Origin of the sequence: Embleya sp. AB8, assembly GCF_049739465.1 — a bacterium.
Classification (GTDB): domain Bacteria; phylum Actinomycetota; class Actinomycetes; order Streptomycetales; family Streptomycetaceae; genus Embleya.
Window position 1 is genome coordinate 20,730 of record NZ_JBMHHY010000018.1, and the last position, 25,690, is coordinate 46,419.

19 protein-coding genes are annotated in these 25,690 nt (G+C 72.3%); 12 read left to right on the plus strand and 7 right to left on the minus strand.

Annotation, left to right across the window (positions count from 1 at the left end; translation table 11 throughout):
• Positions 1–65 precede the first annotated feature (65 nt).
• Positions 66–836 carry an SDR family NAD(P)-dependent oxidoreductase gene (locus tag ABIA38_RS26210; protein ID WP_424641283.1) on the plus strand — a complete coding sequence of 257 codons (771 nt, stop codon included), beginning with the start codon at positions 66–68 and terminating at the stop codon, positions 834–836.
• 46 nt (positions 837–882) lie between these two features.
• Here ABIA38_RS26210 and ABIA38_RS26215 read toward each other — a convergent pair whose 3' ends face one another.
• Complete coding sequence (locus ABIA38_RS26215; RefSeq protein ID WP_424641284.1) at positions 883–1,815, minus strand: LysR family transcriptional regulator; 933 nt, start codon at positions 1,813–1,815, stop codon at positions 883–885.
• A gap of 83 nt (positions 1,816–1,898) precedes the next feature.
• On the opposite strand from ABIA38_RS26215, the gene ABIA38_RS26220 reads away from it, so the two are divergent.
• The 4 genes from ABIA38_RS26220 (at position 1,899) to ABIA38_RS26235 (ending at position 6,735) form a co-directional block, all read left to right on the plus strand.
• Positions 1,899–2,546 (plus strand): maleylpyruvate isomerase family mycothiol-dependent enzyme, encoded by a 648-nt coding sequence (locus tag ABIA38_RS26220; RefSeq protein WP_424641285.1) that lies wholly within the window; start codon positions 1,899–1,901, stop codon positions 2,544–2,546.
• A 104-nt stretch (positions 2,547–2,650) separates the two neighbouring features.
• On the plus strand, positions 2,651–3,133 hold the full coding sequence (locus tag ABIA38_RS26225) for an NUDIX domain-containing protein (RefSeq protein WP_424641286.1): 483 nt from the start codon (positions 2,651–2,653) through the stop codon (positions 3,131–3,133).
• A 451-nt stretch (positions 3,134–3,584) separates the two neighbouring features.
• Positions 3,585–5,279, plus strand: coding sequence for an IPT/TIG domain-containing protein (locus tag ABIA38_RS26230; protein ID WP_424641287.1), 1,695 nt, complete (start codon positions 3,585–3,587; stop codon positions 5,277–5,279).
• Between the two features lie 271 nt (positions 5,280–5,550).
• Positions 5,551–6,735 carry a low temperature requirement protein A gene (locus ABIA38_RS26235; protein WP_424641288.1) on the plus strand — a complete coding sequence of 395 codons (1,185 nt, stop codon included), beginning with the start codon at positions 5,551–5,553 and terminating at the stop codon, positions 6,733–6,735.
• A gap of 121 nt (positions 6,736–6,856) precedes the next feature.
• Here the strand turns inward: ABIA38_RS26235 and ABIA38_RS26240 are convergent, their stop codons facing one another.
• Positions 6,857–9,130, minus strand: coding sequence for an MMPL family transporter (locus tag ABIA38_RS26240; protein ID WP_424641289.1), 2,274 nt, complete (start codon positions 9,128–9,130; stop codon positions 6,857–6,859).
• 399 nt (positions 9,131–9,529) lie between these two features.
• On the opposite strand from ABIA38_RS26240, the gene ABIA38_RS26245 reads away from it, so the two are divergent.
• The gene (locus ABIA38_RS26245) at positions 9,530–10,117 is read left to right on the plus strand and encodes a TetR/AcrR family transcriptional regulator (RefSeq protein WP_424641290.1); all 588 of its coding nucleotides are present in this window, start codon (positions 9,530–9,532) and stop codon (positions 10,115–10,117) included.
• 55 nt (positions 10,118–10,172) lie between these two features.
• Here ABIA38_RS26245 and ABIA38_RS26250 read toward each other — a convergent pair whose 3' ends face one another.
• The gene (locus ABIA38_RS26250; protein WP_424641291.1) at positions 10,173–10,574 is read right to left on the minus strand and encodes a VOC family protein; all 402 of its coding nucleotides are present in this window, start codon (positions 10,572–10,574) and stop codon (positions 10,173–10,175) included.
• Positions 10,575–10,704: 130 nt separating this feature from the next.
• Here ABIA38_RS26250 and ABIA38_RS26255 point away from each other — a divergent pair, with 130 nt between their 5' ends.
• From ABIA38_RS26255 to ABIA38_RS26270, 4 genes are all read left to right on the plus strand, one after another.
• Complete coding sequence (locus tag ABIA38_RS26255) at positions 10,705–11,538, plus strand: polysaccharide lyase family 7 protein (RefSeq protein ID WP_424641292.1); 834 nt, start codon at positions 10,705–10,707, stop codon at positions 11,536–11,538.
• A 64-nt stretch (positions 11,539–11,602) separates the two neighbouring features.
• Positions 11,603–11,926 (plus strand): hypothetical protein, encoded by a 324-nt coding sequence (locus ABIA38_RS26260; RefSeq protein WP_424641293.1) that lies wholly within the window; start codon positions 11,603–11,605, stop codon positions 11,924–11,926.
• A 68-nt stretch (positions 11,927–11,994) separates the two neighbouring features.
• The gene (locus tag ABIA38_RS26265) at positions 11,995–12,672 is read left to right on the plus strand and encodes an HAD family hydrolase (protein ID WP_424641294.1); all 678 of its coding nucleotides are present in this window, start codon (positions 11,995–11,997) and stop codon (positions 12,670–12,672) included.
• Positions 12,673–13,014: 342 nt separating this feature from the next.
• Positions 13,015–17,049, plus strand: coding sequence for a Pls/PosA family non-ribosomal peptide synthetase (locus ABIA38_RS26270; RefSeq protein WP_424641295.1), 4,035 nt, complete (start codon positions 13,015–13,017; stop codon positions 17,047–17,049).
• 289 nt (positions 17,050–17,338) lie between these two features.
• On the opposite strand, the gene ABIA38_RS26275 is transcribed toward ABIA38_RS26270, so the two are convergent.
• Positions 17,339–17,884, minus strand: coding sequence for a YceI family protein (locus ABIA38_RS26275; protein WP_424641296.1), 546 nt, complete (start codon positions 17,882–17,884; stop codon positions 17,339–17,341).
• 119 nt (positions 17,885–18,003) lie between these two features.
• Here ABIA38_RS26275 and ABIA38_RS26280 point away from each other — a divergent pair, with 119 nt between their 5' ends.
• A complete protein-coding gene (locus ABIA38_RS26280) occupies positions 18,004–18,648 on the plus strand; it encodes a MarR family winged helix-turn-helix transcriptional regulator (RefSeq protein WP_424641297.1) in 645 nt (214 codons plus the stop codon).
• Between the two features lie 47 nt (positions 18,649–18,695).
• On the opposite strand, the gene ABIA38_RS26285 is transcribed toward ABIA38_RS26280, so the two are convergent.
• The 3 genes from ABIA38_RS26285 to ABIA38_RS26295 all read right to left on the minus strand — a co-directional run bounded on the left by ABIA38_RS26285 (position 18,696) and on the right by ABIA38_RS26295 (position 22,278).
• Positions 18,696–19,082 carry a VOC family protein gene (locus tag ABIA38_RS26285; RefSeq protein WP_424641298.1) on the minus strand — a complete coding sequence of 129 codons (387 nt, stop codon included), beginning with the start codon at positions 19,080–19,082 and terminating at the stop codon, positions 18,696–18,698.
• Positions 19,083–19,275: 193 nt separating this feature from the next.
• On the minus strand, positions 19,276–20,067 hold the full coding sequence (locus ABIA38_RS26290) for a putative protein N(5)-glutamine methyltransferase (protein ID WP_424641299.1): 792 nt from the start codon (positions 20,065–20,067) through the stop codon (positions 19,276–19,278).
• A 1,038-nt stretch (positions 20,068–21,105) separates the two neighbouring features.
• A complete protein-coding gene (locus ABIA38_RS26295) occupies positions 21,106–22,278 on the minus strand; it encodes an MFS transporter (protein ID WP_424641300.1) in 1,173 nt (390 codons plus the stop codon).
• A 399-nt stretch (positions 22,279–22,677) separates the two neighbouring features.
• On the opposite strand from ABIA38_RS26295, the gene ABIA38_RS26300 reads away from it, so the two are divergent.
• Complete coding sequence (locus ABIA38_RS26300; RefSeq protein WP_424641301.1) at positions 22,678–25,614, plus strand: helix-turn-helix transcriptional regulator; 2,937 nt, start codon at positions 22,678–22,680, stop codon at positions 25,612–25,614.
• Positions 25,615–25,690 lie beyond the last annotated feature (76 nt).

Consider the following 25,690-nt stretch of genomic DNA (forward strand, 5'->3'; position numbering starts at 1 on the left):
ACCACTGGTCGTGGGTGCCGCTTGGGGCCCGAATCCGACTCTTTCGATGCAGATGGAGTGAACGCATGTCGATAGCCCACGTGTCCGGCCGGTTCGACGGGAAGACCGCGGTGGTCACCGGAGCGGGTTCGGGGGTCGGCCGGGCGACCACGCTGCGGCTCGCGGCCGAGGGCGCGAATGTGTTCGCCCTGGACATCGCCGCCGCGCCGCTGGCCGAGACGGCGGAACTGGCCGACGGGCTCGTGGGCAAGGTGGCGACCCGGGTCACCGACGTGGCGGTACGGGACGAGTGCTTCGCGGCGGTGGCGGCGGCCGTGGCCGAGTTCGGCGGGTTGGACGTGCTGGGCAACGTGGCCGGCATCGCGCGGGCCGAGCACGTCCTCGACGTCACCGAGGCGGACTACCGGCGGATGATGGGCGTCAACCTCGACGGCTACTTCTTCATGTGCCAGGCCGCCATCCCGCACCTCCTGGAGCGTTCGGGCAACGTGGTCAACATCGCCTCCAACGCCGGCGTGATGGGCCTGGCGTACGGCGTGGTCTACACCATGAGCAAGGGTGCCGTGGTCCAGCTGACCCGGTCGCTGGCCTGGGAGTTCGCCAAGCAGCCGCTGCGCGTGAATGCGATCGCGCCGGGCGGGATCGACACCAACCTGGTGGCCAACTACCAGATGCCCGCCGATGTGGACTGGGACCTGGTCGGCCGGGCGATGACGCCGCGGCCGATGGCACAACCCGAGGACATCGCGGCGATGTTCTCCTACGTCGCGTCCGAGGAGGCCCGCAACGTGCACGGCGCGATCCTGCACAACGACAGCGGCCTGACCGCCGGCTGAGGTATCCGCCGCGCGCACGCGACACCTCCGGGCCCGCCGGCCGCGCTCAGGAATGCGGCCCGGAGGTGGTCGGCCCGCTCCCGCCGATCCCCTCGCACAGCCGGTCGAGCAGCACCCGGGCCGCCGGCTCGGCCGGTCCCGACGTCAACCAGGCCAGCGCGATCCGCCCGCGCGGCCGTGGCTCGTCGAGGTCCAACGTACGCAGCCCAAGCGCCGCCGCCTGCGCCGGCGTCAGCGCCGGCACCACGGCCACCCCCAGACCCCGCGCCGCGAGCTGGGCGAGCAGCAGCGGGGCGGCGGCCTCGAACGCGACCCTGGGCCGAAATCCCGCCTCGGCACACGCCCGTTCCAACACCGCGCGCAGCCCGGTCCCGCGCGGCAGCCCGATCAGCGGCCGATCCCGCAGTGCGGTGAGCGGGATGCTGGTCCGCCCGGAGAGAAGCAGCGGATCGTCCGGTGCCAACGCGGCCACCAGCGGCTCGTCCACCACGATCCGGTAGTCGACCCCGGGCGGCGGCGTCGTGTCCACCACGCCGACCAGCGCGATGTGCAACTCGCCCCGGCGCAGCGCGGTGAGCATGTGCTTCGAGGTGTCCTCGGTGAGCGCGATCTCCACCCCGGGGTGCTCGTCGTGGAAGTCGGCCAGGATCGAGGCCACGTCGAACTCGTGGGTGGCCGCGCCGGACACCATGCCGAGCACGACCCGGCCGCGCAGCAGCCCGCTGTACTCGTCCACGACGTGCCGGATGCCGTCGACCGCGCCGAGCGCGGTCGCGGCGAACGACAACACCGCCTCCCCCACGGCGGTCGGGGTCACCGTCGGTCCGGAACGATCGAGCAGGGATTGGCCCAACTCGCGTTCGAGCTGCCGGATCTGCGCGCTCACCCCCGGCTGCGCGACGTGCAGTCGGGCGGCGGCGCGGGTGAAGCTGCCTTCTTCCGCCACGGCGACGAGGTATTGCAACTGGCGGAGTTCCATAGCCGTCGATATAACCATCGCTGCTGAGGGCGAGCACAAGCAGGTCTTGGACTTGTCGGCGGGTGGTCGACAGGCTGGATGCCATGACCGACACGCACCGCCCCGCCACCGAACCCACCCCGCTCGCCGCCGCCGTGGCCGCCGAACGCCGGGAACTGGCCGACCTGCTGGCGGGCCTACGGGCCGAGCAGTGGGACGCGCCGTCGTTGTGCGCGGGGTGGCGGGTCCGCGAGGTGGCCGCGCACATGTCCTTCGCGTTCCGCTACTCGCTGCCCCGGATCGGCCTGGAACTGGTCAAGGCGCGCGGCGGCCTGCACCGGATGACCGACCGCCTGGCCCGGGCCGACGCCGCCGCCCTGTCCCCGGACGAACTCGCCGCCGCACTGCGGGACAACGCACACCACCCGTTCAAGCCGCCGGGCGGGCCCACGGCGGCCCTCGGGCACGACGTGGTGCACGGCCTGGACATCACTGTCGCCCTCGGCCTGGACCGCCGGGTCCCGGAGGACCGGTTGCGCATCCTGCTGGACGCGATCAACCCGCGCGGCGTCAAGTTCTTCAAGGTGGACCTGGCCGGCGTGCGGTTGTGCGCCGACGACCTCGACTGGTCCTACGGCACCGGCACACCGCTGACCGGCGCCGCCCAGGACCTGCTCCTGGTCGCCTTCGGCCGCAAACTCCCGCCCGGCCGGCTCCACGGCGAACCCCGGGCCCGGTTCGGTACGGCGTGAGCGACGCCCGCCGCCGCCGAGTGCGCAGCCCCCGCGCCACCTGAACGACGCCCCTCGGCGCCTTCCGGTCCCCGGGCTTGAAGACACGCTCTAGGGTCGATCGGGTGACTCACGAATTTCTGCCGCAAGAGCAGTGGTACGCGCAACTGCCCGCCATGTACGGTTCCGCCTCCGCGCTGATCACCGACGTCGACGACCTGGTACTCCTGGTCAAGCCCAACTACCGCGACCACTGGAACCTGCCCGGCGGCGTCATCGACCGCAACGAGGCACCGCACGATGCGTGCGCGCGCGAGATCCTCGAGGAGATCGGCCTCGAACTGCCGGTCGGCGAACTCCTGGTGATCGACTGGGTGCCCGAAGTCGACCCCAGGCCACGCCCGTTCGTCAGCTGGATGTTCGACGCCGGCACTCTTTCGACCGAGCAGGTCGCGGCCATCCGGATCCAGGTCGAGGAGCTCGACGACCACGCGTTCGTCACCCTCGACCGAGCCCTTGAACTGCTGCCGAGCATGGTCGCGCCACGCGTCCCCGCCGCACTCCGGGCTCGCGCCCTCGGCCGGCCGATCTATCTGCCGAAGCACTGACCGGCGGCCCGCACCTCCGTCACCCGCTCCCGAGCCAAGGCATCAGCCGAGGCACCGGCCGAGGCACCGGCCGAGGCATCAGCCGAGGCACCGGCCGAGGCACCAGCCGAGGCACCAGCCGAGGCACCGGCCAAGGCACCGGCCAAGGCGCCAGCCAAGGCGCCAGCCAAGGCGCCAGCCAAGGCGCCAGCCAAGGCACCCTCCTATACACCAACTCCCCACCCTCCCAAGCCATTTGGCCATTTCTCCGACACGCCCGCCGATCGGCCCGGTACCTTTCCGGCGATGCACCGACGAATCACGACGCGTGATTCGCGGCCGGCTCGATTCGGGTGGGGGCTCGAATACCGCGCGGCTCGACGACGGCGCGCGGTGGGGATCGGCGTGCCCCGACACCGGTGTGCCCCGATGGGCCGGCCGGGGGTGCTCCGTCTCCAGGGAGGGGATCCCGATGTCGCTCGCCGCAACCCGACCCGATCGCGGCTTACGCCGCGCCCACCGTCCACGACGAGGCTCGCCGGGCGGCCGGACGACCGCGCTGATCGGCTGCCTGGCCCTGGTCCTGGCCGGCCTCGTCGCCCACGCGCTGCCCGCCTCGGCCGCCTCGGCCGCCCGCTCCGGGGTGGTCGCCTACGTGGCCAACTCCGGCTCGAACACGGTGTCCGTGATCGACACCACGACCAACACCACCACCGCGACCATCCCGGTGGGCCGCGGCCCGTACGGGCTGGCCGCCAACCATGCCGGTACCCGGGTCTACGTGGCCGACTTCGACTCGGCCGGCATCTCGGTGATCGACACCGCCGGCGACACGGTCACCGCCACCATCGCCACCGGCGGCGCGCCGTTCGCGATGGCGGTCGACCCGTCCGACGCCCGGCTCTATGTGGCCCAGGGCAATTCCGTACTGGTGATCGACACCGGCCGGAACGCCGTGACGGCGACCATCCCGGTCGGCACCAACCCGATCGCGGTCCTGGTCGCCCCCGACGGGGCACACGCGTACGCCGTCAACAACGCCGGCCGCAGTGTCTCGGTGATCAGTACCGCCACCGCCACGGTGACCGCGACCATCGCACTGCCCGGCTCGCCCGACGGCGCCGCGCTCGCCCCGGACGGGACGCACCTGTACGCCGTGGACAACCAAACCGGCCTGTGGATCCTCGACCTGACCACGGGCGGCACGCTCACCACCACCGTGCCGATCGCCGACGCCAGCAACGTCGCGGTCAACGCGAGCGGCACCCGGGCCTACGTGTCCGCGTTCCCGGCCGCCGTCAAGGTGGTCGACCTGACCACCGACACCGTGATCGACAGCGTGCCCGTGGGCAACTACCCGGCCAATCTCACCCTCCATGTCGCGGGCCGATTCGTCTACACCACCAACAGTGCGTCCGGCGACGTGACGGTGATCGACACCACGACCGACACGGTGGTGGCCACCGTCCCGGTGGGGAAGACCCCGTACGGGATCGTCGTCGTCGGCGTCCCACAACCGCGCACCGTCACCGCCGTACGGCCGAACTCCGGCCCCGCGTCCGGCGGCACCGCCGTCACCATCACCGGCACCCACTTCACCGGCAGCACCGCCGTCACCTTCGGCGCGACCCCGGCCGGCGCCTTCACCGTGGTCGACGACACGACCATCACCGCCACCGCGCCGCCCGGCGCACCCGGCACCGTGGACATCACCGTGACCGGCCCCGGCGGCAGCAGCCCGGCCTCGCCGGCCGACCGCTACACCTATGTCGCCACCCCCGCCGACGTCGCCGTGGACCTCCAGGCCACCGGCGTGCCGTCGCTTTTCGACGCGCACCTCGACTACCTCGTCTCGATCACCAACAAAGGCCCCGGCACGCTGAGTTCGGCCACCGTCACGGCGCCGCTGCCGGCCCCGATGACGGCCACGTCACCGGACTGCGCGGTCACCGGGGGGCGTACGGTGACCTGCACCGTCGGCCCGCTGGCCAAGGGCGCCACCGCCACCCGCCACTTCACCTCCCCGGTCGGCCTGCTCAGCCTGGGCGTTGACTACGCGGTCACCGCGACCCGCGTCGCGAGCACTCCCGCCGACCCGAACCCGGCCAACGACAGTTCCTCGACCGACTGCACGGTGCTCACCTCGCTGCTCATCCTCTGCTCCTGACCCACCCTCAGGAGTCCTGCGGCGGACCGCAATCCGGTCCGCCGCAGGACGCTCACAGCACCTTCGCAGCACGCTGCACCTTCGCAGCACGCTCACAGCACCCCCACAGCACTCCCACAGGACTTGTGCGGATCGAGCGCGGCCCGCCCGGCTACGCCGACCGCGAAAGCGACCGAAACCCGCTGTCCACGATCGTGCGCCACGGTGATGATGGGCGCGCTCGCAGCACGCAGCGCCCGCGGCCACGCAGCGCCCGCACGAAAGTGAACGCATGAGACCCGACCCGACCCCGTTGCCCGTCGAACCAGCGTCGCCGATACCTCCGGAACTTCCGTACGACCCGGCCGAACCCCCGGACGAGGTGGGCGAAGCGGCCACCGGCGTCACCCCGATCGAGCTGTTCTTCGACCTCGTCTTCGTCTTCGTGCTCACCCAGGCCACCCACCAGGTGGAGGCGCACCCGGGCTGGTCCGGGCTGTTCCAGGGGATGTTGCCGCTGGCCGCGATGTGGTGGATGTTCGGCGCGTTCAGCTGGCTGACCAACGCGGTCCGCCCGGACGCGACGGTGGTGCGGCTGCTCCTGGCGCTCACCATGACGTCGTTCTTCGTGATGGGCCTGGACCTGCCGTACGCGTTCGACCCCGACGGCTGGGCGTTCGGCCTGGCCTTCCTGGTCGCCGTGGCGATGCACGTCGCACTGTTCCTGACCTCGTCCGAGCCCGCGACCCGCGCCGGCATCCGGCGCCTCGGGCCGTTCAACGCGGCCGGCGGCGCGCTGATCCTGATCGCGCCACACCTCCCGGCCACCGGTACCTGGATCTGCTGGGCGGCGGCGGTATTCGTGCTGTACCTGTCCATGGTGATCGGCCGGATCACCGGCTTCGTGGTCGAGCCGCACCACTTCGTCGAGCGGCACGGCCTGATCATCCTGATCGTGCTCGGCGAATCGGTGGTGGCGGTCGGGATCGGTGCGGGTGGTCGGCCGGTGGACTGGAGGCTCGCGGGGGGCATCCTGCTCGGCATCGCGGTCGCCACCGGCATCTGGTGGACGTACTTCGGCAACGACGAGGAACGCACCCTGCGGGCGATGTCCGAAGCATCCGTGGAGCGCCGCCAGATGCTCGGCTACGTGGCCTTCGGCCTGGCCCACGCGGTGATGATCGCCGGGATCGTACTGGTCGCGGCCGGCATCTCGGATGCCATCCACCACCTGGGCGGCGAAACCGACCGGTGGTGGTTGGGCGCGGGCGCGGCCACTTTCCTGCTCGGCCACGCGTGGCACCGGCATGTCCTGGCCACCGGACCGACCGGGACGCGCCTGCTCGCCGCGGTGGTCGTACTCCCGGCGACCGCGCTGTCCGCCGGGGCCGGCTGGGCGGCCCTGACCGCGGCGACCGTCGTACTGGCGGCGAGTGCGACGGCCGACCACGTGCACGCCCGATCGGCCGACGGGTAGCCGCGCCAAAGCACCACGGACAACGTCGAGGAGGGTGTGCCCGAGCCGTCGAAACGGCCCGGACACACCCTCCCTGTACTGCCTACTACGGCAATACCTACTACTTACTACGGCCCAGTGGTCAGACCCGCACCGCGTCCCGATCCGGGTCGGTCTCCCTCGGGTCGATCGGCGCGGCCGTGGCGGGTGCCTTGTCGTCGCCCAGGTACCTGCGCAGGCTCTCGCCCTCCACGTCCACGTTCGGGATCAGCCGACTCAGCCAACCCGGCAGCCACCAGGCCGACTTGCCCAGCAGCGCCAGTACCGCCGGCACGATCGTCATCCGGACCACGAAGGCGTCGAACAGCACCGCCGAGGCCAACCCGAAGCCGATCATCTTGACCATCGACTCGGGCGCCCCGATGAAGCCGGCGAACACCCCGATCATGATCAGCGCCGCCGCCGTGACCACCCGTGCGCCGTGCTTGAAGCCGCTGACGATCGCCTCCTTCGGGCTCTCGCCGTGCACGTACGCCTCGCGCATCCCGGTGACCAGGAACACCTCGTAGTCCATGGCCAGTCCGAACACGATGCCGACCAGGAAGATCGGCATCATGCTCATGATCGGCCCGGTCTGTTCGACCCCGATCAGGCTGCCGAACCAACCCCACTGGAACACCGCGACCACCGCGCCGAGCGAGGCGACCACCGAGAGCAGGAAGCCACCGGCCGCCTTGAGCGGGACAAGCACCGAGCGGAACACCGCCATCAGGAGCAGCACCGCGAGGCCGACCACCAGGGCCAGGTACGGGAGCAGCGCGTCGTTGAGCCGCTGGGAGAAGTCGATGTTCAGCGCCGGCATGCCGCCGACCAGGGTGTCCGCACCGGTGCGCGCCCGGGTCTGGTCCGCGGTGTCCCGGATCGCGTGCACCAGGTTCTTGGTGGCCTCGCTGCTGGGCTTCGAGTTCGGCGTGACCTCGATGATCGCGGTGTTGCCCGCCTTGTTGAAGGTGGCGGGTGCGACCGAGGCGATGCCCTTGACCTTGCCGAGCGCCTGGGTGACCTCGGTGGCGGCGACCTTCGCGTTGTTGTTCTTCGCGGCGTCCACCACCACCAGGAGCGGCCCGTTGAAGCCGGGGCCGAAGCTCTCGGTCAGCAGGTCGTAGCCGCGCCGCTGGGTGGTGTCGGTCGAGCGTATGCCGTCGTCCGGCAGGCCCAACTGCATGCTGCCCACCGGGATCGCGAGTGCGCCCAGGCCCAGTACGGAGAACACCAGCACCGCCACCGGGCGACGCAGGACGAACCGGGCCCAGCGGGTGCCCATGTTCGGCTTGTCGTCCGAGCGTCGGTGACCGGTGCCGCCGGCAGCCGCTTCGGCCTGGCGCTGGGCCAGGCGCTTGCGGTCCTTGCGGCCGAAGATGCGCTTGCCCGCGAAGCCCAGGATGGCCGGTACGAAGGTGAGCGCGACCAGCACGGCGACCGCGACGGTACCGGCCGCGGCCAGGCCCATCTCGGTCAGCATCGGGATGTTGACCACCGCGAGCCCGGCGAGCGCGACCACCACCGTCAGCCCGGCGAAGACCACCGCGGACCCGGCGGTACCCACCGCCCGACCGGCCGCGTCCTCTGGTTCGTGACCCTTCGTCAGCTCGTTGCGATAGCGCGAGACCACGAACAGCGCGTAGTCGATGCCCACCGCCAAGCCGAGCATCATCGCCAGCGTCGAGGTGGTGGGGGAGAGGTCGAAGACACCCGCGAGGGCGGTGATCGAACCGACGCCGACGGCGACCCCGAGCAGCGCGGTGAGCAACGGCAGACCGGCTGCGACCATCGCGCCGAACGTGATGGCCAGCACCACGGCCGCGATCGCGATGCCGATGATCTCGCCGTTGCCCGGCCCGGAGTCGTCCTTGAGCGCGTCGCCGCCGACCTCGACGGTCAGGCCCGCGTCCCGGCCCTGCTGCGCCGCGTGCGCGAGGGTGTTCCGGGTGCTGTCCTTCAGGGTGGCGGCCGAGTCGTGGTAGGCCACGGCCGCGTATGCGGTGGTGTGGTCCTTGCTGACCGTGCCGGCCGTGAACGGGTCGGCGGCGCCGGCCACCTGCGGGGTGCCGGTGAGCGCGCCGACCACCTTCTCCACGGCCGCCTTGTTCTGGGCCGAGTCGATCTGCTGGCCGACCGGGGCGCGGAAGACGATCCGCGCGCTCGCGCCGCCGGCCGCCGCCTCGGGTGCGCGTTCCGACAGCAGGTCGGTGGCCTTTTGCGCCTCGATGCCGGGCACCGTGAAGGGTTTCTCGGCGGGCGCGGACGCCGTCGAGGCGCCGAACCCGACCAGGGCGAGGATCGCCACCCAGAGCAGGACGACCAGGCGCCTGCGCCGGAACGCGGTCCGACCGAGTCGATACAGGAAAGTGGCCATGAAAAAAGGTCTCCAGGCTCGTGCGAGTCGGGACGAGACGGGCGTGATCGACCCGGGGCGACGGGTGTCGCCGGGTTTGCCGGGGCGCACGCGACAGCAAGGACGACGCGGCAGGTGGGAAGCAGGGGAAAGGGCAGGCGTGGGACAGGACGCAGGCCCGACCGGCAGCAGGTTTCTACTAGCCGGACAGTAAAAAGTATCCACTGCCCGCGACCGCTCGTATGTCCTTCCGAAGTTCTGGACACCCGTACTACGTGGGGCGTAGTTTCTACTGGCCGTACGGTGGATAAAGGTGTCGGACGCCTGGCGCGATACCACCGCGATACCGCGGAACAAGCCGGCGAAGGCAACAGGCAGGCAACGAAACGAGCCGTCCGACGCGCTCGGGAGGAGTCGCACGTGACCGGCCAACGAGGCGACACCAGGCGCCGGGTCCGCGAGACCGCCCTGACGTTGTTCGCCGACAAGACCTACGGCGCGACCACGCTCCAGGACATCGCCGACGCGATGGGCGTGACCAAGGCCGCCCTCTACTACTACTTCCGGACCAAGGACGAGATCCTCGCCGACCTGGTCGAGCCGACCGCGGAGGCATTGGAGGCGATCCTGGACCGGGCCGAGGGCCAGGCCGGTTCACCGGCCGCGACCCGGGAACTGCTGCTTGCGATGGGCGAACTCTACGCGGCCGACCGACGCCTGCTCGCCGTCCTGCTGTTCGACCGCACCTTCAAGTCCCAGCCGGTCCTCGGTGCCCGGGTGATGGAGTGCCGGCGGCGTACCCAGCTGGCGCTGGTGCGCGGGAGCGCCGTGGGCGACACGGCGGGCGAGGTGCGCGCGATCGCGGCACTGGCGGCGCTGACCGTGCCACTGGCCGCGCTGGAGGGCTACGACGACCTGCGCCCCCTGGTCGGCCCGGCGGTGGTGGCCGCGTGCGCGGTCCTGGGCATCCGCCCACCACGCGCGGCCCCGACGCCGACCCCGGTCTGAGCAGGCGGCCCGATCGCCGAGCCGACCAACGGGATTTCCCGCTCGGTGCGCGCGGCTATCCGAGGTAGAGCTCGAGTTGGATGTCGTCCGGGTCCCGGAACGCGAGCAGCGTGAAGCCCGTCTTCGGGGTGACCGTGACGCCGGAGTGGGTGACCCCGGCCGCGGTCAACCGGGCCGCCCACGCGTCCAGTTCGGCCCGGCTGTCCACGGTGAACGCGAGGTGGTCGAGGCCGGTCCGGCGCTCGTCGAATCCGGTGCCCGCGTCCGGGTGGTGATGCCGGGTCAGCGCCAGGACCACGCCGCTCGGATGACGGATCAGCTGCCGATCGAAGTCGTCGGTATTCCACGGGAACAGCGGCACGAAATCCAGCACCTCGCGATACCAGCGTACGGACGCGGCCACGTCGCGCACGTTCAGCGCGATGTGGCTGACTCCCGAAAAGCTCGCCTGTGACACGTCGTTCGCCCTTCCCGTGCACACCGGCCGACCCGTCCGGGCGGCACCGGCCCGACCCTATCCGGATCTGCGTAGACTGCGGCGGCCACGCCCGACACCCGGTCGGCACAGCATGCCGAGGTCGCCGCCGATGCCGCTCCGCCGCACCACCCGCACCGCCGCCCACCTGGCCTGCGTCGGCCTCCTGCTCGCGGGCTGCTCGTCCACGTCGAGCCGGAAGACGCACAGCACGCCGACCGCACCCGCCCCGCCGACCGCACCCGCCGCACCCACGGCCAAGTCCGCCCCGGCCGCCCCCATCGCCCTGTCCGACTGGTCGCTGATCCTCCCCGTGAACGCCGACGGCGCGCCCACCGGCAAGGCCGCGAGCATCTCGCCCGCCGTCCTCAAGGCGCCCTGGCTGACCGAGGGCCCGGACCACAGCCTCACCTTCTGGGCCCCGGCGGGCGCTGCGAAGACCGCCAACTCCCAGCACTCGCGCACCGAGCTGGTACACCGCACCGACTTCGCGGGCGGTACCGGTACACACACCATGCATGCCGAATTGACGGTGGATCAGGCACCCGACTCGCAGAACATCATCGTCGGTCAGATCCACGGCGGCGGGGCGATCGCCGCAGTGCCGTTCGTGATGCTGCACTACCGGGCGGGCACCATCGACGTCGAGGTCAAGCAGGCCCGATCCGGCAGCCAGGGCCACGACTTCAAGCTGCTCACCGGCGTCTCCCCGCACACCCGGTTCAGCTATGACATCACCGCCGGCCCCGGCGACCGGCTGAGCTTCACCGCGACGGACGTGCCGGCCGGCACCTCCGGCAGCGCGGACACCACGCTCCCCGCGCCGTTCGAGGGTGCCGACCTGCGCTTCGCCGCCGGCGACTACGAACAGGACATCGACAGCTCGGCCCCCGGCATCGACGGCGGCCGGGTCACCTTCACCACCCTCACCGTCACGAACTCCTGACCGGGCACTGCGCGTTACCTGCCGGAGTGAACCAACCGGGGAACCGGCACGGGACACTTGAGGTATGGCGCACCCCGAACTCGCGGCAAGGCCGCGGTGGCGACGTACCGGCAACGTGTACTTCCCCGTCGCCGCCGCGGTCGACGGCACGTGGTGGATCCTGCGGATCAACGGCTTCCCGGACCACCCGCCGTGGACCCTGTTCGTCGGCGGCGTCCGGCGCTTCGATCTCGACGACCTGCCCTCGGGATGGAAATATCCGTCCGACCCGGCGTCACCCGTGCTGGAAACCCGGATCGCCGAGGAGGTACTCACCCCGATCCGCGGCTTCGTGGCCTACGGCAGCGAGGTGGGGCGCCCGTGCGACAACCCGTTCTGCTGCGGCTGAGCCACCGAACTCGGCGCCACCGTACCGAAGTTGCCGCACACCACCAACCGAGCGACCAAGGAGCCCCCATGCCCACTCCCACTGCGCCCACCCCCACCGGGCCCACTCCCACCGAGTGGATCGTCTTCGACTTCGGCGGCGTCATCTGCGTACCGCCGCCCGATCCGGCAAGCGAGGCGCTGGCCGCCGCCGTCGGGGCCACCCCCGCCGAGTTCTGGCCCGCGTACTGGCCCGATCGCCTCGCCTACGACGCCGGCACCACGGATGCGGCCGCGTTCTGGCACGGGGTGTGTGCCCGACTGGGCCGACCGGGTCCGGATCCGGACCGACTCGAGCTCCTGGTGGCCGGCGACATCGCCGTCTGGATGCATCTGAAGCAGGACACCCTCGACCTGCTGGCCGAACTGGCCGCGCTCGCCGATCGGGGGGTGGCGCTCGCGCTGTTGTCCAACGCCCCGGTCGAAATGGCCCGGCATATCGAACGACAGGACTGGGCCCGGCTGTTCCGCCATCGGGTGTTCAGCGCCGACCTGGGGCTGGCCAAACCCGACCCGCGCATCTACCGGCACCTGTGCGAGCGACTGGACGCGCGCCCGAGCGAACTCGTGTTCATCGACGACCGCAAGGAGAACCTGGACGCCGCCCGCGCCCTGGGCATCGAATCGATCCACTACACCGACACCCCCACACTGCGCGTCGACCTGGCCGGGACCCGGCCGCTGACGCGCGTGTCCGGATCGATGTAGATCGATGTAGATCGATGCAGTGAGCAACGACCACCCCGGATGGCCCTGTACTGCTACGAAAAGAAAGTCTGGAACATCCCAAGAGTTAGTCATGACGGCCTAACGTCCAATGGGGTAACCCGGTGGAAACAACCGGGGAACCGTTTCGGCGGTCGGGTTTTCGGATGTTCGAATTACCTATTGTTGGTACAGGGATCGGAACTCGATTTCCCCGGTGCCCGTTCGGTTGGATGTCCGGCGCACCAGAAGCGCCGGCGGCACACACCGCACATGCGACACACGCACCACACGCGACACGACGTGCCGACCCGATTCGAACGAACCGAGAACCGAGAACCGCCCATGCACCTGCCCGGCTCTGCTCCGTCCACGGCCTCGTCCACGAACCCGTCCGGCAAGCCCACCGGCCCCACCGGACCGCACGACCCGCACCACTCGCACGAGCCACACCGCCCGCACGACCCTCGCGACCCGCACCACCCCCACGACCCGCAACACCCGCCCGGTCGACACCGGGCCCGCCCCGGAAAACCACCCGAGGGCGTCGCGGTGTACGTCGGCTCGCCCGCGCCCACCCCGCGCACCCTGCTCGACATCCTCGACGCCACGGCCGCCGCCCACCCGCACGCCCCGGCCCTGGACACCGGCACCCAGCTGTTCGACTACCGGCAGCTGCGCGCCGAGGTCGAACACCGCGCCCACCGGCTCGCCGAGGCCGGCCTCGGACCCGGCGACCGGATCGGCATTCGTATCCCGTCCGGCACCGCCGAGCTGTACCTGTCGATCCTGGCCGTACTGCGCTGCGGCGCCGCCTACGTCCCGGTCGACGCGGACGACCCGGACGAACGCGCCGCCACCGTCTTCCGCGAGGCCGGCGTCCGTACCGTGCTGACCGGCGCGCCCATCCCCGACGCCCCCCGAACCCCGGCCCGCACCGGCGCGCCCACCCTCGACGACGACGCGTGGATCATCTTCACCTCCGGCTCCACCGGCGCCCCCAAGGGCGTCGCGGTCACCCACCGCAACGCCGCCGCCTTCGTCGACGCGGAGGCCGAACTCTTCCTCCGGGGCCGCCCGTTGGGCCCCGGTGATCGGGTCCTGGCCGGTCTCTCGGTGGCCTTCGACGCGTCCTGCGAGGAGATGTGGCTGGCCTGGCGCCGCGGCGCCTGCCTGGTCCCCGCGCCCCGCGCGCTGGTCCGCGCCGGACACGAGTTGGGCCCCTGGCTGGTCGAGCGCGGGATCACCGTCGTCTCCACCGTCCCCACCCTGGCCGCGCTGTGGCCGGACGACGCGCTGGCCGCCGTGCGGCTGCTGATCGTCGGCGGCGAGGCCTGCCCCGCCGAACTGGTCACCCGCTTCGCCGCCGCGCCCGAGCGCGAGATGTGGAACACCTACGGCCCGACCGAGACCACCGTGGTCGCCTGCGCGACCCGGCTGCGGCCACACCGCCAGGTCCGGATCGGCCTGCCCCTGGCCGGCTGGCGGTTGGCGGTCGTGGACGAGACCGGCCGGCCCGTCCCGTTCGGCGGCGAGGGCGAGTTGGTGATCGCCGGCGCCGGCACCGCCCGCTACCTGGACCCGGCCAAGGACGCCGACCGGTTTCGACCCAGCGCCGCACTGGCGACCGAGCGCGCGTACCGCACCGGCGACCTGGTCCGGGCCGACGCCGCCGGCCTGGTCTTCCTGGGCCGGGCCGACGACCAGGTGAAGGTGGGCGGTCGGCGGATCGAACTGGGCGAGATCGACGCCGCGCTAGGTGCGCTGCCCGGCGTGCTCGGCGCGGCGGCGGCGGTGCGCAAGACCCCCGCCGGCGGTGAGGTCCTGGTCGGCTACGTGGTCACCGACCCGACCGCCGACGGGCCCGGCTTCGACCGGGCCGCGGCCCGATTGCGACTGGCCGAGCGGCTCCCGGTGGCGCTGGTCCCGGTGCTGGCCGAGGTCGACGCGCTGCCCACCCGTACCTCCGGCAAGGTGGACCGGAACGCGCTGCCCTGGCCGCTGGACTCGACCCCCGACGCGACGTCCGACGAACTCGACGGCACCGCGGGGCGGTTGGCCGAGGACTGGACCCGGCTGCTCGGTGTGCGGCCCGGCGCGGACGCGGACTTCTTCGCGCTGGGCGGCACCAGCCTGGCCGCCGCCCGGCTGGCCTCCACGCTGCGCGAGCGGCACCCGGGCGTGTCGGTGGCCGACCTGTACCGGCACCCGACCCTGGCCGGGATGGCCGCGCACCTGGACGCGGCGACGCACACCGAGCAGGCCGCCCGGGAGATGCGCCCGGTGCCGCGCCGGGCCGGCGGCTACCAGTTCCTCGTCCAGACCGGCCTGTACGGCGTGGTCGGGCTGCGCGGCCTGGTCGCCCTCGCCGCCGCGGACAACCTGTTCGGCATGGTCGCGCCGGAGCACTGGGCGCCGCACACGTCGTGGTGGCTGGTGCTGCTCGGTTGGTTCGTGTTGAGCAGCATGCCGGCGCGGCTGGTGATCGGCGCGGGCGCGGCCCGGGTACTGACCAGGGGCGTACGACCGGGGGAGTATCCGCGCGGCGGCTCGACGCATCTGCGCCTGTGGACCGCCGAGCGGGTGGCCGCCACCTTCGGCGTACGTTCCCTGCTCGGCACCCCGTGGGCGGCGGTCTACGCCCGCGCGCTGGGCTGCCGGGTCGGCAGCCACGTCGCGCTGCACACCATGCCGCCGGTGACCGGACTCGGCGAGTTCGGCACCGGGTGCGGGGTCGAGCGCGAGGCGGACATCTCCGGGTGGTGGCTGGACGGGGACCGGCTGCGGGTGGGCACGGTCCGGGTCGGCACCGGCGCCCGGGTCGGCCACCGCAGCACGCTGCTCCCCGGGGCGGCCGTCGGTCGCCATGCCGAACTGGCCTCCGGGGGTTGCCTGTCCGGGACGATCCCGGACGGGGAGAGTTGGGTCGGTTCGCCGGCCCGACCGGCGGGGCCGGCCGAGCGGCCCGCACCCGGTGTCGCCGAGCGGCCGCTGCGGTGGCGGCTGGCCTATCCGCTCGGACTGGCCGTGACCCCCGTGTTGGCGTTCGTCGCCGCCGTTCCGCTCCTGGCCGCGGTCTTCTGGCTGGTCCGCAACTGCGCAACGCTGTCCGCGGCGACCGTGCGGCTGCTCCTGGCCGCGCCGGTCCTGGCACCCGTGGGCGTACTGTGCTGGCTGGTCGTACTCACCACCGCCGTACGGCTGCTCGGGCGCGGCATCACTCCGGGCCTGCACCCGCAGTACGGCCCGGTCGCCTGGCGGGCCTGGCTGGTCACCCGGCTGCTGGACGGCTCGCGGGCCAGCCTGTTCCCGATCTATGCGAGCCTGGCCACCCCGGTGTGGCTGCGGCTGCTCGGCGCGCGGGTGGGACGCGGTACGGAGATCTCCACGGTGCTCGCCCTGCCGTCGCTGACCCGGATCGAGGACGGCGCCTTCCTGGCCGACGACACGCTCGTGGCACCGTACGAACTGCGCGACGGATGGCTGCGGTTGGACACCGTGACCGTCGGCCGGCGGGCCTTCGTGGGCAACTCCGGGATCGTCGCGGGCGGTCGCGAGGTGCCGGAGAACGGCCTGATCGGGGTGCTCTCCGACGCGCCCGCGCACAGCGAGCCGGGTTCGTCCTGGCTGGGCCGGCCCGCGCTGCCGCTGCCCCGGGTGGCCACCACGGTCGACCCGGGCCGCACATTCGCTCCGGGCCGCCGGCTGATCGCCGCGCGAATGGCGGTGGAACTGTGCCGGCTGTTCCCGATGATGTGCGCACTACTCCTGGTGGAGGCCGTCGTACTCGCCCAGGAAAGTGCCTTCGACGAGGGCGGGTTGGGTCTGGCCGCACTGGCCAGCGCGCCGATACTGCTGGCCGCGGCGATGGTCGCCGCGTCCATCGCGACAGCCGCGAAGTGGCTCCTCGTGGGCCGCTTCCGGACCGGCGAACACCCGCTGTGGTCGTCCTTCGTGTGGCGCAACGAGTTGTACGACGTGTTCGTGGAATCGCTCGCGGTGCCGTGGATGGCCCGCTCGTTCCTGGGCACGCCGATGCTCAACTGGTGGCTGCGCAGCCTCGGCGCGCGGATCGGGCGGGGCGTGTGGTGCGACACCTACTGGCTGCCCGAGTCCGACCTGATCAGCCTCGGCGACGGCGCCGGCGTGGACCGGGGCTGCGTGCTCCAGACGCACCTGTTCCACGACCGGATCATGCGCCTGGACACGGTCGAACTCGCGGCGGGCGCCTCGCTCGGCCCGCACGGGATCGTGCTGCCCGGCACGGTGGTGGCCGCGCACGCGTCGATCGGCCCCGCGTCCTTGGTGATGCGCGGTGAGACGGTCCCGGCCGGCACCCGATGGGCGGGCAACCCGGTCGCGGGTGAGCGGGTCTCCTGACCGAATGCGGTGCACTCGACGGACGTTGCCGGGGGCCGCGCTGCCGCTGCCGCTGCCGCCGGCCCTGGCCCTGGGCACGCGACGGGTTGGGGTCGGCGTCCGGTCCCGGTCCCGATCTCGGTCCTGGTCTCGGTCCCGGTCATGGTCTCGGTCATGCTCTCGGTCCCGGTCCGCCGAGCCCCCGAGGGTTCGGGGTGGTCGGCGGGCCGGGACCGGGGGTTTGCGGTGCTTCGGCGGCGGGTGCCGCCGAAGCACCGTCCACACCCGGGGGTCACGCCTGACCCGGGGGTCACGCCTGCTTGGCCTCGATCTCGAGCACGATGGTGATCTTGTCGCCGACCGCCGCGCCGGCCGGGCCGCCGGTGACGCCGAAGTCGCCGCGGCTGATCTCGGTGGTGGCGGTGAAGCCGGCCACCGGGCTGCCGTCGAAGCCGGAGCCGAAGCCGTTGAGCTCGAGCTCGAGGGTGACCGGCTTGGTCACGCCGCGCAGCGTGAGGTTGCCGTCCACCTGGTAGACCACCGAGGACTCGGCCCGGATGCCGGTGGACACGAAGGTCAGCTGCGGGAAGTTGTCCGTGTCGAGGAAGTCCTCGTTGCGGATGTGGTCGTCGCGCATCTTGTTGTTGCTGTTCACCGACGCGGTCTCGATGGTGGCGGTGACCGAGGACTCGAGCGGGTTCTCGGCGGTGACGATCGAGCCCTCGAACGTGTCGAAGCGACCGCGGACCTTGGCCACGCCCAGGTGACGTACGGAGAACGAGACGTCCGAGTGGACCTGGTCGATGGTCCAGGCGCCCGCGACGTAGCCGGGGATGGTGTCGACGGAGGTGGTCATGGTGACTCCTTGGATTGTTGCGTCGGATTCTTGCGGCTGATCGTTGCGGTGCGGCTTGTTGAACGCTCAGCAAGATAGTACCCATAAGTTGAGTGTTCAACAAGACGTATGCTGTCCCCATGAACGACGACGACCGGCTGACCACCTCGGAGCAACGGATCTGGGGGTCGTACTTCACCGGGACCAGGGAACTCGCGGCCCATCTGGACCGGCTCATGCGCCGTGAGGCGGGCATGCCGATGACCTATTTCGAGATCCTGGGCCTGCTCGCGGAGTCGCCGGAGCGGCGGATGCGGATGAGCGAGTTGGCCGCTGCGGCATTGTCGTCGAGCAGCCGGTTGTCACACGCGGTGACCGCCATGGAGAAGTCGGGCTGGGTGTCCCGCTGCCCGGCCGAGGGGGACCGGCGGGGCTGGCTCGCCCACCTCACCGACGCCGGGCAGGCGGCGCTGGACGCGGCCGAGGCGACGCACGCGGCGACGGTGCGGCGATACCTGTTCGATGTGCTCACCCCGGCGCAGGTGAACTCGTTGGCCGAGATCGGCGGGGCGATCCGGGAGAGCCTGGGCGTGGTCTGCGCGAGCGCGCGGGCGGCGGTGGCAGCGGGGGAGGGGGAAGGGACCGAGGCGGCGGACGAGGCCGGGATCGAGGAACTCGACACCGGGATGGACTGCCCACTCGACGGCGCCGAAGCCGGGGCCGGCGTCGAGGCCCGCGTCGAGGCTGGGGCCGGCGCCGAACGCGACGGAGCGGTCACCGGCTGACCGGGCGGGGGCGGGCCGGAATCGGCCCACCCCGCACCCGGGCCGGCTCAGCCGCTGGTGTCGTACGGCTGGGTGATCATCTCCATGGCGTGACCCGTCGGATCCAGGAAGTAGACGCCCCGGCCGCCATAGTGATGGTTGATCTGCCCCGGACTCGACATGCTCGGATCGGCGTAGTACTCGACACCGGTCTTCTGCAGCCGTTCGAACGCCGCGTCGAACTCCTCCTCGGAGATCAGGAACGCGTAGTGCTGGACCGTGATCGTCTCGGCGGTGCTGGTCATGTAGTCCAACGTGACGCCGTTGGCCGTGGCGACGGGAATGAAGTGACCCCATTGGTCGCCCACGGTCAGACCCAGGATGTGCGCCAGGAACTCCGCCGACTCACGGCTGTTCCGTGCGTGAATGATGGTGTGATTCAACTCGACCGACACTGTGGAATGCCTCCAAAACGGGCAATCTCACGGGCACCTCCGCGCCTCACCCGGCCGGTGACCGACGTGCGATGCCCTGTATTCGATCCTAAGCGGCCGATCGGGGGAGGTCGAGACGATCCCGACAAGTTGGTTCGGGCGCCGGGTCGTTCCGTCCCCCGTCGCCCGTCGCCTCGGCCGTCCCCCGGCCCGGCTACCCGGCGGTCGGCCGGGTGCCGACTACGACGGTCGCGTGCCATTCCGCCGACTCGACCACCCTCGGCAGTAGGCCGCCGCGCCGGAAGACCTCCACGGTAAGCGCGGTCTGCCGTTCGCTCGTCTCGACCAGCAACCGGCCGCCCGGGGCCAGCCAGTCGAGCGCCTCGGCGGCGACCTGGCGCTGCACGTCGAGGCCGTCCGAGCCACCGTCCAGGGCCACCCGAGGCTCGTGGATCCGGGCCTCCGAGGGGAGCAACTGGATCTCCTCGGTGGGGACATACGGCGTGTTGGCGATCAGTACGTCGATCCGGCCGCGCAACGACGCGGGCAGCGGCGTGTACAGATCGCCCTGGTGGACCCGGTCCGCGCGGAGATTGCGCCGCGCGCACCGGACCGCGGCCGGGTCGATGTCGGCGGCGTACACCTCGACATCGGCGACCTCCGCGACCAGGGCCGCGCCGAGCGCGCCCGAGCCGCAACACAGGTCGACCACGACGGCGCCGGGGCGGGCCACCGACACGGCCTGTTCGACCAGGAACTCGGTACGCCGGCGCGGGACGAACACGCCGGGGTCGACGGCGATCCGCAGACCCCGGAACTCGGCCCAGCCGAGCACGTGCTCCAGCGGCAGCCCGGCGACCCGGCGGTCCACCAGGGCGGCCAGTTCGGCCGGATCGGCAGCGGCGGAGACGAGCAACCGCGCCTCGTCCTCGGCGAATACGCACCCGGCGGTACGCAGCGTGGTGACGATCACGGACAGGGAAAGCGGTGTGGCGGAAGCCGACATGAGAGCCTTTCGGGATGCCGAAGGGTGCTCTCGCGGACTCACCTATGCCAAGTGGACCGTACGGTCGTCAAGAGAGAGCACCCGACCTGATACAGCGGTGATGGGTCCCACCTCCTCGACATCGAGCCCGATCCGCCCACAACCGGGCGCGCGGCGGCCACACTACCCGACCGGGAGCACAGGCTGCCGGGCCGGCCTGCGGCCCGCTTGTCCTCAAACGCCGGACGGGCTGATGGGTGGGCTGCGTATGCGATGGGCGTCCACGCTCCTGGGCCGGCCTGCGGCCCGCATGTCCTCAAACGCCGGACGGGCTGATGGGTGGGTCGAGACTTCCCAGCCCGTTTGGCGCTTGAGAACGGTGGGGTGCAGGGGGCCAGGTGCGCTGCGACGGTCGGGTGGGGCGAGACCTCTCAGCCTGTCCGGCGTTTGAGGACAAGCGGGCCGCAGGCCGGTTGGGCAGCCGAGGTCGCCGCTGCGGCTGCGTGGGCCGATGTCCCTCAGCCCGTCCGGCGTTTGAGGACGTGCGGGCCGCAGGCCGGCTCGGTGGTCCGGGATCGCTGCCACGGTTGGGTGGGGCGAAACTTCTCAGCCTGTCCGGCGTTTGAGGACACGCGGGCCGCAGGCCGGTTGGGCGGCTCAGGGTTGCCGCTGCGGTTGCGTGGGCCGATGTCCCTCAGCCCGTCCGGCGTTTGAGGACGTGCGGGCCGCAGGCCGGCCCGGCGGTCCAGGCGCGCTGCCACGGTTGGGTGGGGCGAGACCTCTCAGCCTGTCCGGCGTTTGAGGACATGCGGGCCGCAGGCCGGCCCGGCGGTCCAGGCGCGCTGCCACGGTTGGGTAGGGCGAAACCTCTCAGCCTGTCCGGCGTTTGAGGACGTGCGGGCCGCAGGCCGGCCCGGTGGTCCGGGATCGCTGCCACGGTTGGGTGGGGCGAGACCTCTCAGCCTGTCCGGCGTTTGAGGACATGCGGGCCGCAGGCCGGCTGGGCGGCTGATGGTCGCCGCTGCGGGTGCGTCCGGCGTTTGAGGACAACCAGGGCGGCTACGAGCCGCGTCGGTCCAGGGCGACCAAGACCAACCCCGCCAGGACGAGTGCGGCGGTGGCCAGGAAGCCCGTCGGGTAGCCCGCGACGGTGATCACCGCGCCGAACCCGACCGCGCCGATGCCCATGCCCGCGTCGAAGGCGAGATTCCACAACGCGCTGACCTGCCCGAACTCGCGCTGGTGGACCCGCTCGAACATGAGCGACTGGGTGACATTCTGGGCCACCCCGAAACCGGCGCCGAACACGGCCGCGCCCACGAGTACGGTCACCGGCTCGTCCGGCCTGGCCAGCAGCGCGGTACCGATGGCGGTGGCCGCGATCGAGGGCGCGAACAGCCGGGCGTGGCCGTGCCGATCCCCGGACCGCCCCGCCCACCAGCGGGCCGCCGGCGTGGCCCCGGACTGCACCAACAGGGCACCTGTGACCAGGGACAACTCGCTGTCCGACACGGCGAGCGGCAGGAAGGTGACGATCACGCCGGCCGCGAACGTACAGGCCGCGAAGGTCACCGCCGGCCGAGCCAGCCCACCGGTACGCAGCCCACCCAACACCCCGCCACGCGCCCCCGACGGCGCCGGCCGAGTCGTCGGCAGCCCGATCGTGGCCCCGAGCGCCCCCAGGGAAAGCCCCGTCGCAATGGCGAACACCACGGTGTAGCCCAGGTGTTCACTCAGCCAAAGCCCCAACGGCAGCCCCAGAATCGCGGGCACACCGACCGCCGCGCCATACAGCCCGAGCCCCTCCCCGCGCCGCTCCGCCGGTACCAACTCGGCGGCCAACGCGGTACCGACCACCATCAGGATGCCGAGCCCGCCGCCACGCAACAAACACACCCCGACCACAAGCGGCAGGTCCGCCGAAACCGAGAGCAACATCGTCGGTGCGCCCAACAGCACCAATCCGAAGACGAACACGGCCCGATACCCGAACCGGGCCAACAACGCCGGCACCGCCAGCTCGGCCAGCACGGTCGACAACATCAACGCCCCGGTAACCACCCCGGCCGCCCCGGCCCCCGCCCCGTCCGCGACATAGAGCGGCACCACCGAAAGCAACAGGTAAAAGCTGGCCAACGCCCCACAGGCGGCAACGATGGTGGCCACCATGGCCCGAGTCAGAATCGGCGGCGGCGACCCACCACTGATCGCCGACTCCGCAGGCGCGACCATAAAAACCCCTCGCAATCCGAACGCCGAAGCAAACCCGACCGGACCGAACTCGCCCGGACCAAGCTCGCCCGAACCGAACCCGCCCGAACCGAACCGAACCGGCCGGGCTGGACCCCCCAAACCCTGCCCGCGGCCCCCGGCACGCCGCATCGGTCAAACTCCCCGACTCGGGCCGGGGAACCGCCCTATGTCGGTGAGCCCGCCAGGATCCGCCACCGTGCCGCGCCGGCCCACCACCCCCTCCGAAGCGGCCCGCACGGGATGTGCCCGCCCGACGCTCACGAACGGCGGCGCACCGTACGACCGACCGCGTCGAGTAACTGCCGGGCCCCGCAGCCAAAAGACGCGTCGCCTGCACGTGCGCACCCGGCGTCCGGCCGCAATGCGATGCTTGCGGACGTGGACACGGGTACGGGTAGCGGTACGGGTGAGGTGAACGGTGCGCCGCTGGTCGGACGCGGGGCGGAACTGGCGACTCTGGCGCACGCGTGGGCCCGGGTCCGAAGCGACGGCGCGATGGTCGTGTCGGTCCGGGGCGACGCCGGGGTGGGGAAGTCGCGGTTGGTGCGCGAGTTCGCCGCCGGGCCGGACTGCGACGGCGCGCGCGTGCTGCGCGGGGGTTGCCTCGACATGGGCGCCGACAGTTTGCCGTTCGGGCCGTTCGTGACCGTGCTGCGCCGGTTGACGCGCGAGCTAGGGACCTCGGCCACCGCCGCGCTGCTCCCGGCCGGCGGTCGACGTGGACTGGCCCGGCTGTTGCCCGAACTGGGCGAGCCCGTACCCGAGGCCGACCCCGACCTCGGCCGGGCCCGGCTCTTCGAGGAAGTGCTGATCCTGCTCGAACGCGCCGCCGAGGAACGCCCGTTGCTGCTCGTCCTGGAGGACCTGCACTGGGCCGACCGCTCCACCTGCGAACTGCTCGCCTTCCTGGCCCGCAACCTGGACCAGCCCGGCGTACTCGTCCTCGCCACCCACCGCCCCGTCGCCCCGCACGCCGCCGAGCCGTTCGCCACCCTGCCCGCGCTGCTCGCCCGCCTCGGCAACACCCGCACCCTCGACCTGGCCCCGCTCGGCCGCCCCGAGGTGGCCCGCCAACTCACCGACCTGCTCGGCCGATTCCCCGACCCGCACCGCCTGGAACAGGTCTTCCGGCGCAGCGAGGGCAATCCGTTGTTCGTCGAGGCCCTCGCCGCCGCCGACACCGAAACCCCGGCCCCACTACGCGAGTTGCTCCTCGCCGAGGTGCACCGCGTGGCGGCCCCCGGCCGCCGGCTGCTGCGCGCCGCCGCCGTCGCCGGCACCACCACCGGCCATCCGTTCCTGCGCGCGATCACCGCGCTCGACGACGACGCCCTCGAGGACGCGCTGCGTCCGGTGGTCGACGCCCGCCTCCTGGTCGCGGCCGGCGACGGCTACACGTTCCGGCACGCGCTGATCCGCGATGCGGTATACGGCGACCTGCTGCCCGGCGAGCGGATCCGGCTGCACGCCCGGTGCGCCGACGTACTCACCGCCGACCCGACCCTCGCCGCCGACGGCCGCGCCGCCGCCGAGCTGGCCGCGCACTGGTACGCGGCGGGCGACCGGGCCCGCGCGTTCGCCGGCGCGTGGCACGCGGCGAGCACGGCCGGCGCGGCCTACGCCTACGCCGAGCGGCTGGCCATGCTCGAACGTGTCCTCGACCTGTGGGACGTGGTCCCCGACCCCGCCGCCGAACTGGGCGTGGACCGGATCCGCGTCCGCGAACTCGCCGCCGACGCGGCGGCCCACGGCGGCGCCGCGCGCCGAGCCGAGACGCTGCTCACCGAGGCGCTGCGCGAACTCGACCCCACCCGCGACCCCGAACGCACCGCACTCGCCCTGGCCGCCCGGGCCGCCGCCCGCGAACGCACCGGCCGCGACCCGCTGCCCGACCTGGAACGCGCGGTCCGCCTGGCGCCCACCGAGCAGGCCACCCCGACCCGGGGTCGCCTGCTCGCGTCGCTGGCCGGCACCCTCGCCGCCCGCGGTCGGGACCGGGCCGCCCGCGAACACGCCCGGGACGCGCTGCGCCTGGGCGAGGAGGCCGGCGACGGTTCGGTCCGGGCCCGTGCGCTCACCACACTCGCGATGCTGGCCGCGCGAACCGGCGAACTCGGGCCCGCTGTCGAGCTGTACGGCCGCGCCGCGACCATCGCCCGGGCCGAGGGTTGCGACGACGACCTGCTCGCCGCGATCGCCGGCGAGGCGGACGCGCTCCAGGCGGCGGGGGAGCACCGGGCCGCCGCCGAGGTGGCCCGCCGGGGCGTGGCCACCGCGCGCGTCCTGGGCCTGGCCCGCTCGCGCGGGACGCTGCTTGCCGCGAACCTGGCCGAACCGTTGGTCGCCCTCGGCCACTGGGCGGAGGCCGTGGAGATCCTCACCGATGCGATCGCACTGGACCCGCCGCCGGTCTACCGGGCCTGGTTGTGCGTGGTCCGGGCCGAACCGGCGGCGGCCACAGGGGCACACGAGGTCGCGGCCGACGCGCTGCGCGAGGCCCGGGCCGCACTCGGGCCGCCGCATACGCAGGAGACCTGCCTGGAACCGGACGTACTGGCCTGCCGACTCGCACACGCACGCGACGACGTGGCCGAGGCCGTACGGGTGCTCGAACACATCCTGACCGAACACGACCTCACCCTGAGCCGGCGCTACGCGTGGCCGCTCCTGGTGGTCGCGTGGCGGATCGAGCGAATCCGGCTCGCCGCCGCGCTCCGCGACCCGGCGGCGCGCGCGGCGAGTGCCGCCCGCCAGGCCGAACTCCTGGCCCTGAGCCGCAAGTTGCCCACCCCGGGCCGAGTCCAGGCGGCCCACCGGCACACCTTCGAGGCCGAGTCGGGCACCGGCACCTGGGCCGACGCGGTTGCCGCCTGGCGCGCGATCGAACAACCGTACGCCCTCGCCGACACCCTCCTCGGCGCGGCAACAGCCGCGCTGACCACCGGCGACCGCGAGGCGGCGACCGGGTACGCCCGCGAAGCTGGCACCATCGCCACCCGACTCGGCGCCGCCCCACTACGTACGCGCCTCGACCAACTCGCCGCCCGAGGCCGCCTGTCCCTCACCCCCGACCCACCCTCCTCGACCACCGCAGCACCCGTCGACATCCGCACCCGACTCGGCCTGACCACCCGCGAGTTCGAGGTACTGTCCCTGGTCGCCCAGGGCCTGACCAACCGCCGGCTCGCCGAACACCTGTTCATCTCCACAAAAACCGCCGGCGCCCACGTCAGCAACATCCTGGCCAAGCTCAACGCCACATCCCGGACCGAAGCCGCCGCTGTGGCCCACCAGTTGAACCTCTTCGCCGAATAGCCGACGGCGAGACGGGCGAGTCCGGACCACCGCCCGCAGGGCCGGTGTTTCGCCACCAACGCCACCAACGCCACCA

Coding starts and splice junctions, on each gene's coding strand:
- ABIA38_RS26240 (WP_424641289.1), bottom strand. CDS start 9,130: ATGGCCACTTTCCTGTATCGACTCGGTCGGACCGCGTTCCGGCGCAGG.
- ABIA38_RS26210 (WP_424641283.1), top strand. CDS start 66: ATGTCGATAGCCCACGTGTCCGGCCGGTTCGACGGGAAGACCGCGGTG.
- ABIA38_RS26255 (WP_424641292.1), top strand. CDS start 10,705: ATGCCGCTCCGCCGCACCACCCGCACCGCCGCCCACCTGGCCTGCGTC.
- ABIA38_RS26280 (WP_424641297.1), top strand. CDS start 18,004: ATGAACGACGACGACCGGCTGACCACCTCGGAGCAACGGATCTGGGGG.
- ABIA38_RS26230 (WP_424641287.1), top strand. CDS start 3,585: ATGTCGCTCGCCGCAACCCGACCCGATCGCGGCTTACGCCGCGCCCAC.
- ABIA38_RS26215 (WP_424641284.1), bottom strand. CDS start 1,815: ATGGAACTCCGCCAGTTGCAATACCTCGTCGCCGTGGCGGAAGAAGGC.
- ABIA38_RS26270 (WP_424641295.1), top strand. CDS start 13,015: ATGCACCTGCCCGGCTCTGCTCCGTCCACGGCCTCGTCCACGAACCCG.
- ABIA38_RS26235 (WP_424641288.1), top strand. CDS start 5,551: ATGAGACCCGACCCGACCCCGTTGCCCGTCGAACCAGCGTCGCCGATA.
- ABIA38_RS26275 (WP_424641296.1), bottom strand. CDS start 17,884: ATGACCACCTCCGTCGACACCATCCCCGGCTACGTCGCGGGCGCCTGG.
- ABIA38_RS26265 (WP_424641294.1), top strand. CDS start 11,995: ATGCCCACTCCCACTGCGCCCACCCCCACCGGGCCCACTCCCACCGAG.
- ABIA38_RS26260 (WP_424641293.1), top strand. CDS start 11,603: ATGGCGCACCCCGAACTCGCGGCAAGGCCGCGGTGGCGACGTACCGGC.
- ABIA38_RS26295 (WP_424641300.1), bottom strand. CDS start 22,278: ATGGTCGCGCCTGCGGAGTCGGCGATCAGTGGTGGGTCGCCGCCGCCG.
- ABIA38_RS26220 (WP_424641285.1), top strand. CDS start 1,899: ATGACCGACACGCACCGCCCCGCCACCGAACCCACCCCGCTCGCCGCC.
- ABIA38_RS26290 (WP_424641299.1), bottom strand. CDS start 20,067: ATGTCGGCTTCCGCCACACCGCTTTCCCTGTCCGTGATCGTCACCACG.